General features: G+C 34.5%; 10 protein-coding genes. 1 reads left to right on the top strand and 9 read right to left on the bottom strand.

Translation table 11 applies throughout. The features are described from left to right. Nucleotides 1-2 precede the first annotated feature (2 nt). The 4 genes from AC1Q5Z_RS04475 to AC1Q5Z_RS04460 all read right to left on the bottom strand — a co-directional run bounded on the left by AC1Q5Z_RS04475 (nucleotide 3) and on the right by AC1Q5Z_RS04460 (nucleotide 4,468). A complete protein-coding gene (locus AC1Q5Z_RS04475) occupies nucleotides 3-824 on the bottom strand; it encodes a hypothetical protein (RefSeq protein WP_343585922.1) in 822 nt (273 codons plus the stop codon). A 1-nt stretch (nucleotide 825) separates the two neighbouring features. Then, a complete protein-coding gene (locus AC1Q5Z_RS04470; RefSeq protein WP_492443905.1) occupies nucleotides 826-2,040 on the bottom strand; it encodes a YaiO family outer membrane beta-barrel protein in 1,215 nt (404 codons plus the stop codon). After that, nucleotides 2,040-2,405, bottom strand: coding sequence for a response regulator transcription factor (locus AC1Q5Z_RS04465; RefSeq protein ID WP_111423610.1), 366 nt, complete (start codon nucleotides 2,403-2,405; stop codon nucleotides 2,040-2,042). Before AC1Q5Z_RS04465 ends, AC1Q5Z_RS04470 begins: the two co-directional genes overlap by 1 nt. 77 nt (nucleotides 2,406-2,482) lie before the next feature. After that, nucleotides 2,483-4,468: a GAF domain-containing hybrid sensor histidine kinase/response regulator gene (locus AC1Q5Z_RS04460; protein WP_492443904.1), complete on the bottom strand. Its 1,986-nt coding sequence runs from the start codon at nucleotides 4,466-4,468 to the stop codon at nucleotides 2,483-2,485. A gap of 300 nt (nucleotides 4,469-4,768) precedes the next feature. On the opposite strand from AC1Q5Z_RS04460, the gene AC1Q5Z_RS04455 reads away from it, so the two are divergent. Then, on the top strand, nucleotides 4,769-7,051 hold the full coding sequence (locus AC1Q5Z_RS04455) for a cation:proton antiporter domain-containing protein (protein WP_492443903.1): 2,283 nt from the start codon (nucleotides 4,769-4,771) through the stop codon (nucleotides 7,049-7,051). A gap of 80 nt (nucleotides 7,052-7,131) precedes the next feature. On the opposite strand, the gene AC1Q5Z_RS04450 is transcribed toward AC1Q5Z_RS04455, so the two are convergent. The 5 genes from AC1Q5Z_RS04450 to AC1Q5Z_RS04430 form a co-directional block, all read right to left on the bottom strand. Next, nucleotides 7,132-7,770 (bottom strand): NAD(P)H-binding protein, encoded by a 639-nt coding sequence (locus AC1Q5Z_RS04450; protein WP_492443902.1) that lies wholly within the window; start codon nucleotides 7,768-7,770, stop codon nucleotides 7,132-7,134. 94 nt (nucleotides 7,771-7,864) lie between these two features. Further along, nucleotides 7,865-10,144, bottom strand: a complete 2,280-nt coding sequence (locus AC1Q5Z_RS04445; protein WP_492443901.1) for a T9SS type A sorting domain-containing protein — start codon at nucleotides 10,142-10,144, stop codon at nucleotides 7,865-7,867. Between the two features lie 25 nt (nucleotides 10,145-10,169). Beyond that, nucleotides 10,170-11,366 carry a cell surface protein gene (locus tag AC1Q5Z_RS04440; RefSeq protein WP_492443900.1) on the bottom strand — a complete coding sequence of 399 codons (1,197 nt, stop codon included), beginning with the start codon at nucleotides 11,364-11,366 and terminating at the stop codon, nucleotides 10,170-10,172. A 10-nt stretch (nucleotides 11,367-11,376) separates the two neighbouring features. Then, a complete protein-coding gene (locus AC1Q5Z_RS04435; RefSeq protein WP_198855940.1) occupies nucleotides 11,377-12,522 on the bottom strand; it encodes a beta-propeller fold lactonase family protein in 1,146 nt (381 codons plus the stop codon). Beyond that, complete coding sequence (locus AC1Q5Z_RS04430) at nucleotides 12,519-14,567, bottom strand: TonB-dependent receptor (RefSeq protein ID WP_492443899.1); 2,049 nt, start codon at nucleotides 14,565-14,567, stop codon at nucleotides 12,519-12,521. Before AC1Q5Z_RS04430 ends, AC1Q5Z_RS04435 begins: the two co-directional genes overlap by 4 nt. Nucleotides 14,568-14,625: the final 58 nt, after the last annotated feature.

The raw sequence follows: 14,625 nt of genomic DNA, 5'->3' as shown, positions 1-14,625 counted from the left end.
TATTATGCCGTTAGTGTCTGCAAAATACTTTGCGCTTCGTATTTTATGATAGCATTTGTTGTTTGGGCAGCCAGTTGCGCTACTTGCGGAACTTTTTGCGATAATTTCAGTTCTTTTATAAGCTTTAAACCAAGTGTAATAACGGTTGTGTTTTGCGATTCAAGTAAATGCTCAATTCCTTCTGTATCGCCTATATCGTGTTTTTTAAAAGCGCCTATAATATTCAGTTGCATCCAATCGTCTATAGGATCAGAATGTTGCACCAAATACTGGATGCTTTGAGTTCCCTCAAGTTTTATGCAAGCATTTATGGCAACAATTTTTAATGTTTTATTTCTGGCTTTAGAACAAATAATAATTTGATCAAACGCTTCTTTAATATTAAATTCTGCCAATTCGGTAATTCCTTTACATTTTACTTCCCACCTTAAGCTTTTGAGCTTTTTAAACGAAGATTTTATCAATCCAGAATCCTCATAAAACCGTTCCAATTTCTCGGCATAAATACCTTCATAGTTTTTATGCAGATTGATTAGAGATTCTGTCAAAACTTCTCTAAAAAAAGATGTGTCAAAAAGCACTAGAAAATTCTTGTCTTCTTTAATTTTTGAAAAAGGAATATTGCCAAAAATAATATCCGACATTACTTTATCGATTATTGTGCTGTATTCTTTAGTGAGTCGTTCCTTTTTTATTTTATTGTTTCTGCTTGCTACAATAATAAGATATAAGATAAATGATGCCGTTACAAACAAGTAAATGGAAAACGTGAGAAAAGGTACTTCCCAACCTCCGCTTTTATATAAATCCCAGATCTCTTTCATCTTAAAAACGTTTCGTTACAATTAACTGCACATTAAACTTATTTCGATATTCTCCTGGTGTATATTCTTCATATTCGTAAAGGAAAATCGGACGCACAAAAAACGAATCGCCAAAACGGTGCTGATATTGAATTCCTACTCTATACGCTTTTAGAGGCTGTGTAAAATTATTGTAGAGATACAAATACGGAACATTTCCGTATTGCAATTCCAGTCTTACAAGACGCTCTTTTTCTTCGTTTACACGCTGAACGCTTAAAACATGAGAAAATAATTCGTTCGAAATATCGTAGTAAGGCCTGTAAGCAAAAGTATAAATCCCTGCATTATAAGCAACTTGACCAGTAAGCAATGTAATATTGTCTGTCTCAAAATGCATATATCTTCCTCCAAGCGAAAAATCGAACTTTTTCTGTGGCTTAAAATAGTATTCTAAACCTCCTTTGGCTACAGGAAATATGGTTTCTCCTGTAGAAACTCCTGCATTTGCATACAAATAGCTTTTGTTTGAAAAGGTCTGATAAAAATCGGTTTCAAATAACATTTGCGTGTCGCCACTTATGTTCCCGATATTGGCTCTCCCAACAATTGCCGATTTGCTAAATTTATGCGAATACTCAACATATCCATAATGAAATGGCTGCTGTCCCGGATCTGAAGTCGAAATATTTAGGTAAGAAGCCGAAACTGTATTTTTTGCTTTACGTCCAATAAGTGTGCGTATTCCGCTAAAGGCTTGAGTACTATTATCAATGTAAGATGCTTTATCTATTAAATCTAATGCTTCCTGATCGCGATTTAGTTTTTCTAAACAAGTCGCTTTAATCTTCAATACCTCTACCGATTTTGGATCAATCGTTAAATACTTATCGCAATACGAAATACATTTTTCATACTCTTCTTGCCAGAAATAAACATTTACAAGAGCTTGCAAAGCTTCTGGATTTGGATTGTTTCTGTCTGTCATTGGAGACAAAATTTTTACAGCTGTTTTATAATCTTTCTTCCAGCTATAAATGCGTCCTGTGTACGTTTGTATATCTTCATTTTCTGGGTATTTGGCACGCAGAGGCTCGATAAGCAATAATGCTTTATCAAAATTTTCTTTTTCGACTTCGCGTTTAACATTTGCCAAAGTCTCATCTATATTGATTTCTTGTGCGAATGCAACAGAAGAAATAAAAACCAGGAAAATAGAATAATATATAAACTTCATTAGATTCGGGTTTTTAGTAATTTATTAATCCTCACTAAAAGTACAGCTGGACTTACAGGCTTTGCAATAAATTCATTTGCTCCAATGTCAAAAGAATCAAGCTCTGTCTGCTCCACACCTGAAGAGGTTAATATAATTACGGGAATATCAGATTTAAGGTTTTCTCGCACGTGTTGCGTAATTTCCATTCCGCTAACACCCGGCATGTTTATATCAGTCAATATTAAATCATAGTTTTCTTTTTCGATCGCTTCAAGCGCTTCTTTTCCGTCAGAAAACTGGTCAATGCTAAATCCTTTGGACTCTAAGAAAAAAGATAACGATTTGCGTAGGATATCATTATCTTCGGCTACAATAATTCTCATTTTTTATTTTTTTTATCTTGGGGACAATTTAAATTATAACGTCTTATATAGTAAAGCTATTGTATATTTCCTTTATATCATAGCTCTTTTAAAATTTTAACGACTTCTTCAATTCCGCAGTGAAAAATATTTACTTTATCTAATGTTTCTGCTGTAAATTCGCCAGATGACGCTTCTTCTTCGATAATCGACAAACAATTACTTAAATCTTGCAACATAAAAATATCCATGCTTGATTTCATATTATGCGCCAATTTTTTTACGCTGTCGTAATCGGAATTTTTAAAGGCTTCTTCTAACTGTGCCGACTGACTTGGAATCTTTTCAATAAAAAGATCTATCATATCTTTCCTAAATTCGGCATCGCCTCCAGACATTTCATCCAAAAAAGACATATCGATAATTCTTTTATGATGTGCATCGCTATCTGGTGTCATTACCGTTTTTATGGCTTTTAAAAGTATAGACTGTTTAAATGGTTTTGGCACATAAGCATTCATTCCCACTTTGTAGCATCGCTCCTGCTCTCCTACCAAAGAATGTGCTGTCATGGCAATAATTGGTATGCTTGAATTCATTTCATTCCTGATATATTCTGTGGTTTGGTAGCCATCTTTTACAGGCATTTGCAAATCCATTAAAACCAGATCATATTCATTTTGAGACAAAAGTTCGATGCCTTCTTCACCGTTTTGCGCAATATCCAAATCGAAACCAAAATTATTAATTACGCTTTTTGCAAGCTTTTGGTTTAGAACATTGTCTTCGCAAAGCAATATTTTAAGATTTCCTAAATCATTTTTAGAAACCGTTTTTACCGTTGTTTCTTCAAAGTTTGATTTTTTGTACGAAAGGGTAAAGAAAAATTCAGAACCGCGATTTAGCGTACTTTTTACGTGAACTTCTCCTTTTTGAAGTTCTACTAATTGTTTTACAATATTCAGTCCGAGTCCAGTACCGCCAAATGTTCTTGTTGTACTTTCTTCGCCTTGTGTGAAACGTTCAAAAATTGTTTCGAGTTTATCTTTTGGGATTCCGATTCCAGTATCTTTTATAGAAAACTTAAACGAATAACCGTCTTCCGTTTCTTCTATTTTCTTTACCGAAACGGTTACTTCTCCTTCATTTGTAAACTTAAGCGCATTGCCGATAAGGTTTACCAAGATCTGATTTAATCTGCCTTGATCGCCAACAACCAAATCTGGCAATTCGGCATCAAGAAAAAGATTAAACTCAACGTCTTTTTGCACTTTAACTTTCAGTAAACTATAAACATGTTTAAGCGTTTTCTTCAAATTAAAAGGCTCAGATTCTATAGGTAAATTTCCAGATTCAATTTTTGAAAGATCTAGAATATCATTTACAATTAGAAGCAGATTTTCGCCTGCAATCTGTACACTTCCAATATAATCGCGCTGTGTATCATCGAGTTCGGTCTGCGCAAGCAAATCTGTAAAACCAATAATCGCGTTTAAAGGCGTTCTGATTTCATGACTCATATTGGCCAAAAAACTATCTCTTGCCAAAACTGCACGTTCTGCAATTTTTCTCTGCGTGTATAATTGATGATTTTTTGTACCTAATTCCAACTGCGCCATTACGTGTTTTGCTACGATAGAAAGTGCGTTGCGCTGATTTTCATTTAATTCCTTAACAACATGATCAACTGCGCACAAAGTTCCAATATTATAGCCATCTGGCGTGGTAAGTGGCACACCAGCATAAAAACGAACATTAAATCCGCCTGTTACATTTGGGTCGTCTTTGAATGTTTCATTAACATGGGTGTCATTAATTTCTAGAATTTTTGTGTCTAAAATAGTGTAATTGCAAAAAGTGATTTCACGAGGGACTTCTGAAACTCCTATTCCAATTTCAGATTTAAACCATTGCCTATTTTCATCAATAAAAGAAATATGGGCAATTGGCACACCGCAAATGTAAGCAACAAGCTTTGTAGCATCGTCAAAAGCATCATCTGGGAGCGTGTCGAGTATATTATAACGTTTTAGGGCAGCTAAACGTTGTAGTTCGTTATCTGGAATTGGATAATCTTTATTCATTTTTTCATAGAGGTAAAGGCATAAAGATAAAATAATTTAGACTAAAACCCCTGCCTTATCTCGACTTTCTTGTGAAAAATTGTTCGAGATGCCTAAATTTTTATCCGTCAAATCTTCCTTTTTTCATTTCATTACAAATTTTTTCTAGGTCATTACAAAATTGAATTGCGACTATTGGGCAGATGCTAATTTTGTTATAAAATTGCCCTGATTTTATCAACTAATCTCTTCAAAAAAGCCATTTTTCTATCTTTTTTACAAGAAAATCAAGTCATTGCGAAGAGCAAAAAATTAAAGTAAATGAAAAACTTAAGAAACAGTATTTTTTACGTTGGAGTTATCGGAGGATTTTCTCTTTTAATGTATTGGATTATTTTATTGGGAGTAAAACTAGAAACGGGCCGAAATCTTAAAATTCCAACCTCAGATAAAACCCAATGGAGCGAATTTCTTGATTCTCTTATAAAAAATTTACACCATCCGTTAGCACTTTTACTAGCACAAATCGTTACGATTATCTTTGTTGCCCGTATTTTTGGATGGATTTGCATTAAAATAAAACAGCCAGCCGTTATTGGAGAAATGATTGCCGGAATTGTAATGGGACCTTCTTTAATCGGAATGTATTTTCCTGAATTTTCTGCGGCTTTATTTCCAGCAGAATCACTTGGAAATCTTCAATTCTTAAGTCAAATTGGCTTAATCCTTTTCATGTATATTGTAGGAATGGAGATCGATATGAAGATTCTTAGAAACAAAGCCCATGATGCTGTAGTTATAAGCCACGCAAGTATTATTATTCCTTTTGTTTTAGGAATGGGTCTAGCGTATTTTATATATGACGAGTTTGCCCCTGCAGATGTACAATTTACATCTTTTGGTTTGTTTGCCGGAATCGCGATGAGTATCACTGCTTTTCCGGTGCTTGCCAGAATTGTGCAAGAACGTGGCATACATAAAACAAAATTAGGGACAATTGTAATTACTTGTGCAGCAGCCGATGATATTACAGCATGGTGTATTCTAGCAGTTGTAATTGCGATTGTAAAAGCAGGTTCTTTTGGAAGCGCTTTATATACAGTTGTTTTAGCTTTAGGTTATGTTTTTTTAATGATAAAAGTAGTTCGTCCGTTCCTTAAACGAATTGGAGATCTATACGCTACAAACGAAAAATTAAGCAAACCAATTGTAGCCATTTTCTTTTTGACGCTGGTGGTTTCTTCTTATTTAACAGAAGTTATAGGAATCCACGCTTTGTTTGGAGCTTTCATTGCAGGTGCTATTATGCCTGAAAACATTAGATTTAGAAATCTCTTTATTGAGAAAGTTGAAGACGTTGCGCTTGTACTTTTATTGCCTCTATTCTTTGTTTTTACAGGTTTAAGAACCCAAATTGGTTTGTTGAATGAGCCTTATTTATGGAAAATTGCGGGATTAATTTTTGCAGTAGCCGTTGTGGGTAAATTTGTTAGCAGTATGCTTGCTGCCAAATTTGTGGGTCAAAGCTGGAAAGATAGTTTATCTATTGGAGCTCTAATGAATACAAGAGGTCTAACAGAATTGGTTGCCTTAAATATTGGTTACGATCTAGGAGTTTTAAGCCCAGAATTGTTTTCTATGTTTGTAATTATGGCGCTTGCCACAACATTTATGACAGGGCCGACATTAGATTTAATCAATTGGCTTTTTAAATCTAGTAAAGAAGAAAAAGAAGAAGATATTGCGCTAAAAAATAAGTACCGAATTTTATTGTCTTTTGACAGACCAGAATCTGGAAGAGCGTTACTTAAAGTGGCTGATGGATTAACTAACAAAAGAGCTGAAAGTTCTGAAATTACGGCAATGCACTTTCTTCCTACCGAAGAATTACATCATTACAACACTGATATTTATGAAGATGAAAAATTTAAAGACATTGTAGAAGAGTCTGTTGCTTTAAACAGAAATATTACAACTATGTTTAAAGCCTCTTCTGATATAGACAATGAAATTGTAAATGTTGCTAATAAAAGCAAACATGATTTATTATTGGTTGGAATTGGACAATCTATTTACCAAGGAAGTTTACTAGGACGAGTGCTTGGATTTACAACCCGAATTATTAATCCTGAAAAGATATTAAATACCGTAACTGGAAAGGAAAACATTTTAGAATCTGCACCTTTTGACGATGGAACAAGACAAATTATCGCAAAATCGCATATTCCTGTTGGCGTTTTAATTGACAAGGATTTAACTGATATCAATACGATTTTCATTCCGCTATTTAACTTAAAAGATTGGGATTCTATTCAGAACTATGTTCAGAAATTCATTCAGAATATCAATGCGAGAATTGAAATTCTGGATATTGAAGGCAAAATTATGGCTGATCTGGACACAAAAGAAAAAATTAGGATGATAGAACAAGCGGCTCCAAACCAAATAACTTTGAGAAAAGAACAATCTATTGAAAAAGATTTTCTAGAACACCAAGATCTTATGCTAATTTCTATTGATGGATGGAAACATTTGGTAGAGAATAAAAGCCCTTGGCTGGCTAACATACCTTCTACTTTAATTCTTTCTGAAGATAAAAAATAGTTTTTTTTTAAATTATGAGTTATGAGTTATGAATTATAAGTTGGAAAGCATCTGTAATCTCATAACTCATAACTCATAATTCATAACTCAAGAATCCTATCCAATTCAAGAGTTGTATTTCCTGACGGAAGCGTTTTTGGTGCTTTTATTAATTTTTGAGCTAGAAATGCTGTAGTGATTGGTTTTAGGTTTTTGAAAAATCCGATGGCGTTGAAGAATTTTATCACTTTTATTGAAATTTTTTCTCCCAAACGATCTGTATTTTCGCGAATAAGAGGTCCTGGTCTAAAAATAATATATTGTGAAAAATTTAGCTCTTGAAGATGATCTTCTAACTTTCCTTTCATCATCGAATAAAATACACTGCTTTTAGCTGAAGCTCCATACGAAGAAACCAAAACCAAAGATTGTACTTCATTTTTTCGTGCAGCAGAAGCGAAATCGGCTGGAATATCATAATCGATTTTCCATTGTTTTTCTTTTGATCCTGCGTCTTTTAAAGTTGTTCCCAAACATGAAAAAAGAACATCTCCCGTAATTAATTCCTGAAACGAATTTACATCTGAAAAATCAACTACATGTTCTGTCAACTTTGAATGTGATTTTCTTGTTGAACGTCTCACAAAAATTGAAACTTCTGAATAATCAGCACTTTCCAAAAGCAGTTTGACCAATTCTTTTCCCGTTGCGCCTGTTGCGCCAATTACCAATGCTTTCATAATAAAAGATTTTAAAAGTAAATATACTCATCTTTTTAATTGAAAAAACCTCTTTACAACTACGCAAAGAGGTTTTCTTTAAATATTTTAAAACTTATTTTTTAATGAATTTATGAGTATAATTGGCTTTATCAGTTACAATATTAACGATGTAAAAACCTTTGGCAAAATTACTTACATCGATTTGATTATTGTTTAATCTGGCATTGATAGTTCTTCCTGTTACATCATAAACAACAGTATCTACGATTTCATCTTCTGTACTGATATTTAGATAATCTGCAACTGGATTTGGATAAATAGACAATTGCACTTTCGTAAATTCGTCTCTTCCTAAAGTCGATGTATCAACCAAAATCGATTTTTCAATTACTTTTCCGTTAGAATTAAAACTAATCACAATCGTCGAAGTTCCTTTTTCCTTTGGAGTTAATATCAATTCTTCATTAGCACTAATTTCTGCCGAAACAATATTTTCATCACTATTAGATTTTATCGCTTTTACAATCGCTACCGATAAGTTGTCTTCGTCTGAAACCACCGTTTTTAAATCGATAAGAGTTGTACTAACCGTTGAAAGTTTTGAAGGTAAAATCGAATTTACAACTGGCTCTGCATTATCAGGAAATACAGCCATAGATGGAAACCAATAATAGTCGTTCAAAACTTTTGTGTCGATTAATTTTCCAGTATTATCAAAAGTGTGAATCCAGTTTTTCTGATAATGTGCTCCAAATCCGCTCTCTGTTGTATTTACAATTAAGTTGCCCGAAACTGGATCAATGCGTAATCCAGCACCATACACAATTTGCTTGTAAGTTCCTGTTTGCCCAGGAAGTGTCGCAAAATTTTCATTGAATGTTTTGGTGTCAATATCAAATCTTACAATTTGAGCTCCTGCAACAAAACTGCTTACATTATTATTCCAATACAACGCATTTTCTTTATTGCTATAAGTAAAACTTCCTGCATTCCAAGCTCCCCAAGAACCTAAATATTTAGTCGTAGGAATGGCATATTCAGTCGTATCAAAAGTCAGCGGATCAATACTTATCAATTTCTGATTTTGAATTCCCCAAACACTTCCGTCTTTAGCTTGTGTAACTGAATGGAATACTCCAGAAATGGTCTTTATTATAGTATTGGTTTTAGGATCGATTACAAAAATTCCGGCATTTTGTTTTACAGCAAAAACATATTGAGAAGTACGAATCATGTTTCCTATTTGTCCAGCATACTGACTTCCTCCGCCAGTTCCATTGACCAAATCCCCTACCTTCATATTCACAATATCAAAAAGAAAAATACCATTAGAAGCACCGATGTAACCTGTTTTCTCATCAACACCAATAAAAGAGCGTCCATCTCCTCCTCCAATATCGTCAAATGCTGCAATTTTTTTCATCGTTAAAGCATCCGCAACAACCAACCTTCCGCCAGGCTTATATTGTGTATCTCCTGAATCTTGGGCCTGTTTAGAAACAAAATAAAACTTATCTCCGTAAATAGTTCCATATTGTGTAGTCGCTCCAAAAGTATTGTTATCATTCGCTTCGCTGTAAACGCGATAATTAATATTTCCGTTATTATCAATAAAATTTACAGATCCGTTTGTGTGTCCATACCAATCTTCATTTACCATAAAATAGCCTTTGGTAAAATCTATTGTTTTAGAATAAGGAGTAACTGGAGTAAAAGTTGCAGCAATATCAAACATTTCCATATTGGGATTAAAATTCCAAACATCCCAAGAACCGTTTTGCAATTCACGAGTAGAAGCTCCTACACCAGAATAGCCATAATCACTTTCTGTGGAATCTTTAACCCAATACGACCAATATCCTGTATACCATCCTGACTGCCAATGATCATCGGGATCGATGCCTGTATAAGAATCAAAATCATATTCTGAAGTATTTACTATACCGTCAAAAGGATACAAAGGATAAGTTTTATTTCCATCCTTATAAAGTCCATTTGTTCCCGTTCCATTCAAATCGAAGCCAAATCCTGCAATTGCAGATCCGAATTGTGTTCCTTGATAAAGCAATGTAAAGAAACGGGGATCTACCTTTGCAATAGCTTTAATCATGTCTTCTCCAGTTGCAGTTCCATCCCATTTAAAACCCCAAACCAAAGCGTCAGAAGTCTTGCCATCGTTCCATTGCACAACAAATGCCGCTTGATTAGCACCTGTTCCTACCCAAAATTGGATATCGTCAAAAGTGGTGGCATTGGCGCTTTTTGCTGTTATTTTTTTTTGCGCAACTGTTTTTAATTTCGCATCATTTCTAGGAACGCCTTGTACTGTTATTTGCGCATTGGTTAGAAATGCAAAAAATAACAAGATTATTATAAAGTAGTTTTTCTTCATAATTTATTGGTTTTAAAATATTGTGTTAGTTAAGATGTAAGTCGTAAGCTCCCGAAACTTCTGTAGAAACTTCTCCAAGCCAGCCAGCTTCCTGATTAATTGCTGTGTAGACTTTTACAAAATCAATTCCTGGAAGTTTGACATATTTTCCGTTTTTATCTACCGCCCAAGAAATATCAATATTAGATGCTTCGTCATTATTTGGTGCATTATCTGCATATCCAAATTCAAACGATTTGCCAACCCAATACGAGCCTTCGCCACTCTGATCATAGAAATTGTCTGCTATTTTAGTTCCTTTTAAAGTATAAGAAGCATCTGCAATCCAAAGCGGATAATAACTTTGATCGTGAAATACATTTTGAACTTTATATCCAGATTTTCCTTCATTGTCCTGCCATTTAATGTATTCTGTATCAAATTGCCAAAACTCAGTTCCAGTAACTGGCGATTTAGCAGCATCTGGCTTAAAATAAGTGATCTCGTAATTTTTTATTGTCGTATTTTTAAAGTACTCGCTTCCTGCAATTTCGTACCATTCATCATCATCTGGTTTTCCATTTTTATTTTTGTCATAAGCGACCATAATAATTCCAGGTTCGCAAGATCCCGAACGTGCTTCGTTGGCTTCATTTCCCCAAAAAGCATTTCCTAAAATCTTGAAATCACGACCATCCATATTCGGAATTGTATGATCGAAACCAAAAACTACATAACCACCAAAACCTCCCAGTGAAACCAATGAAGTATTCGAACCTACAATTGCTTTTTTCGCAGCTACAATCATATTGGCTTGAGTATTTCCTTCTGTGTATTCTGGAATTCCGTTTGTGAACTGACCAACTGCGGGACGAAAATCAAGGACATTAAAAATATATTTGCTATACGTTCCCGTTTCTTTTACCACATTAATAGAAGAACTATAGACTTTTACTTCTCCACTAATTTCTACTTTTAAAGTCAGCGGATAATTTTTCTGGAACGGACTAATAAAATCCAAATCTGTGTTTTCTGAAATAATCGAATCTTTAATACTCCAAGTCAGTTTTGCTCCGCTTGGTAGCGCTGTTGCAATATTTAACACTTTAAAACGATCAATTGTATAGGATTCTTTGAGGACTTCGGCGGGAAGCAAATCTTCCTCTCGGTCGTCTTTATCGCAGGCCACAAATCCCAAAAAGAGAATTGAAAATAGAGCGATTTTAAAAAGGTTTCTGTTCATTTTTTTATATTTATTTTTTAGTTATAAAAGCAATGTGAGCGGGAATATTTCCTGCAGTAGTTTTCCATTTTAATTTTCCATCGGGTGTAAAACAGTAGATATAACCGGTTACTACATAATTTTGAGCATCGGTAATGTAGATTTCTTTGGTTTCTGGATTTACTTGAAGCCCATACGGAATCATGATCTTTTTATCCGTTCCGTCGGTAATAATCTGGTCTGTAATTACTTTTTTAGTTTTAGTATCTAAAATTCCGTAACTCACTTTGTTTGTTCCTGTTAAATAGCTCCAAGAAACGCTGTAGTAATACAACAAATCATCAACCAGACAAGTTCCAGAAACAGGAATATCTAGCTGCATTTTCTTTTCGTCTGTCTGTGTATCAATTACAAAAAGATTAGATGGCGTGTTGTAGTAATCGCCTCGTGAGCTCACATAAATATCACCGCGGCTGTCAATTTGCATGCTGTATAAATTTATTCCAACATCTATTTTTTTAATTTCTGTAAACGTTTCCAAATCAATTACAGAAACCGTTCTATCATAATTTGGAACTCTGTAACCGCCAGAATTGGCAACATACAACTTTCCATTATGAACCACCATTTGCTCTGGCTGATAGCCAACGGTTACTTTTCTTTTTATTTCTAGCGAAGTCGTATCAATCTCGGCAACAAAACCAATTTCTGCATTCGGATTTATGGCTACAGGTCCAGAATACGAACTCACATAAGCTTTGTCTTTGTAAAAAGCTACATAACGGCAATTTGGAATATCTATTTTTTTTATTCGTTTTGCCGTCCATTTTTCTAAAACTTCAACTTTGTTAGAACAATTGATGACCGCATAAACCTTATTTCCATAGATTTTAATATCGTTTCCAACATCTCCCAATTCTTTTACAACTGACGGATTTCGTTCTGAATAAACATCTGTAGTATAGTTTCCTGTTCTGTAATTAAAGACATCCAAACTCGCTCGGTTCATTCCCATATTACCTTCGTTTAGAAGATAAAAGCCTTCAATGTTTCCATCACTTCTTGGTGCAGCAACACTAACATCTGAAGAAAGAAATATCGTTTCGTCTTCTCGACAGGAAATCAAAGAAACGGCGATGCTTAAACCAAATACTATTTTTAAAATGCTCTTTTTCATAACTCAAAACTGATTATAAATTTGAATGTTCTTCCTGGCATTGGGTAATTGTAAATCACTTCATATTGCTGATTGAATGCATTATTCATTTCAATTGCTCCATTCAATTTGTAATTTCTGAATGCGAAAGATTTCTGAACGGCCAAATCGTGCGTGTACCAAGGTTGAACTTCATTTACTTTAATATTATTGACATTTCCGTTATAGCGTTTTCCGACATAAATAAAGCTATAGTTGAAGTTCCAAGATTTATAGCCCGCATTCAAAATTCCAGATCCGCTGTGCCAAGGCGTGTACGGAATCTGGTCGCCATAAGAAGACATTTCTAAGCCAACAAACTTTGTAAAATCCTGACTTTGAGAATACGTATAAGTCAGGTTTGCGGTGAGATTTACTTTATCAATATGAGTCGACATATTTAAGACCGTTTCGATTCCTTTTCCTTTAACTTGCCCAATATTGGTCATCATCCAACGAAATAAATTTCCTGTTGGAGCCGCAATAATTTTATCTTTTGTATTGGTGTAATAAGCATCTGCCTGAAAAGAAAATGTATCGAAAAAGCCTTCCCTTACGGGGAAATTATACGTAAAGCCAACATCATACTGATTCATATATTCTGGCCTCAAAGTGCTTGAACCAACCATTGTATAATACAAATCATTGAATGTTGGCATTCTGAATATTCGTTTTGCAAAAGCTCTTAAATTGAAATCATATTTCTTAAATGGTGTGTAGCCTAAAAATATAGCAGGAGTAAATTCGGTTTTGTTTGGTGCTTTGGCATTGTATTTTACTTCTTCGATGACGCGGGTTGCGAGTACATTTCCTAAAACTTTAAAACCTTCATATCGATACGAAGTGGCAAGAGAAACTAAAGCGGTATAACGCTGCGGAAAAGAAAACTGTGTCTGAATACCTCTTCTAGTTGCATTTAATTTATTGTATTGAAAATCGGTCGACAGCGAAACATCCCAAGTTGGTAAAATGCTGTACATATTAACAGCCGAAAAATAAGCTTCTTGCTGATAATAACTATCATCAGATTGTGCGCCTTCGGTTACGGTTTCTCCTAAAACATTGGTTGTGTCTCTAGCAATATAATGCGTGTAATCGTAAGCAAATTTTCCTTTTAGCTGAAACTTATATTTTTCAGAAACGTCTTTAACCAAGGAAGCCTGAGAGAAAAAATTCTTGTCAAATTGACGAAAACCATCTCGAAACTTATTTTCTACAATAGCTCCTGGAGCGCCTCTTTCAGAATCGTAATAATACACTTTCGCGTCCCAAGCTCCTTTATTTAGTTTCCCAAAAAGCCCAGATTCAAACCTAAAAGCTTCAATATCGCTATTCCATCGCGTTGCTGTAGTATCGTAGGCAGTGCTTCCGTCTTGATTTTTTCTTTTGTATCTAAATTTATATTGTCCATTCGACTTAATGTATTCAGAGCTTACACTCATACTGACTTTATCGCTCAGCTTTTGTTCCCATCTAAAAGAAGGATCGTGATAATTTATAGACATTGTTTTGTAACGAACCAATAGATTTGTTTTCTTATTGCCCGAAAAAGATGGGCGTTTGGTTCGTAAATAAATGGCAGAAGCAGAAGCAAAATCTTTAGCCGATTGAAAAATTTCACTTTTCTGGCCATTATACATCGTCAACGATTCCATGTCGTCAAGCGAATACTTTCCTAAATCGGTTACACCATTTTGAGCATTTCCAAGCTGAATTCCGTCATAAAAAACACCAACATGATGCGTGCCCATGTTTCGAACATCAACGGTTTTAAGTCCGCCGACTCCTCCATAATCTTTAATTTGAGTTCCGGCAAAATAACGAAGAGCATCTGCAACATTATGAGTCGCGAGATTTTCGAGCAGAACACCCGAAAGGCTTTGTACAGGAATTACTTCCTGATATGGTTTTCCTTTTAAAACAACTTCTTTTAAAACCCGCGAACTATCAGTCACCGCTTGAGAATGAAGCAAAAAAGGAACAAGTACTACAAAAACAGAAAATAAAGTTTTCTTCAAATTATACATCACGATTTTATTAAATAAACTTTGCGTGATGCAGTAATTACAAAAACATAGAAATAGG

The organism is Flavobacterium sp. GW823-FHT06G12, assembly GCF_058794775.1.
Note: the sequence above shows the minus strand (reverse complement) of the source record. Positions and strands in the feature narration are given on the sequence as shown.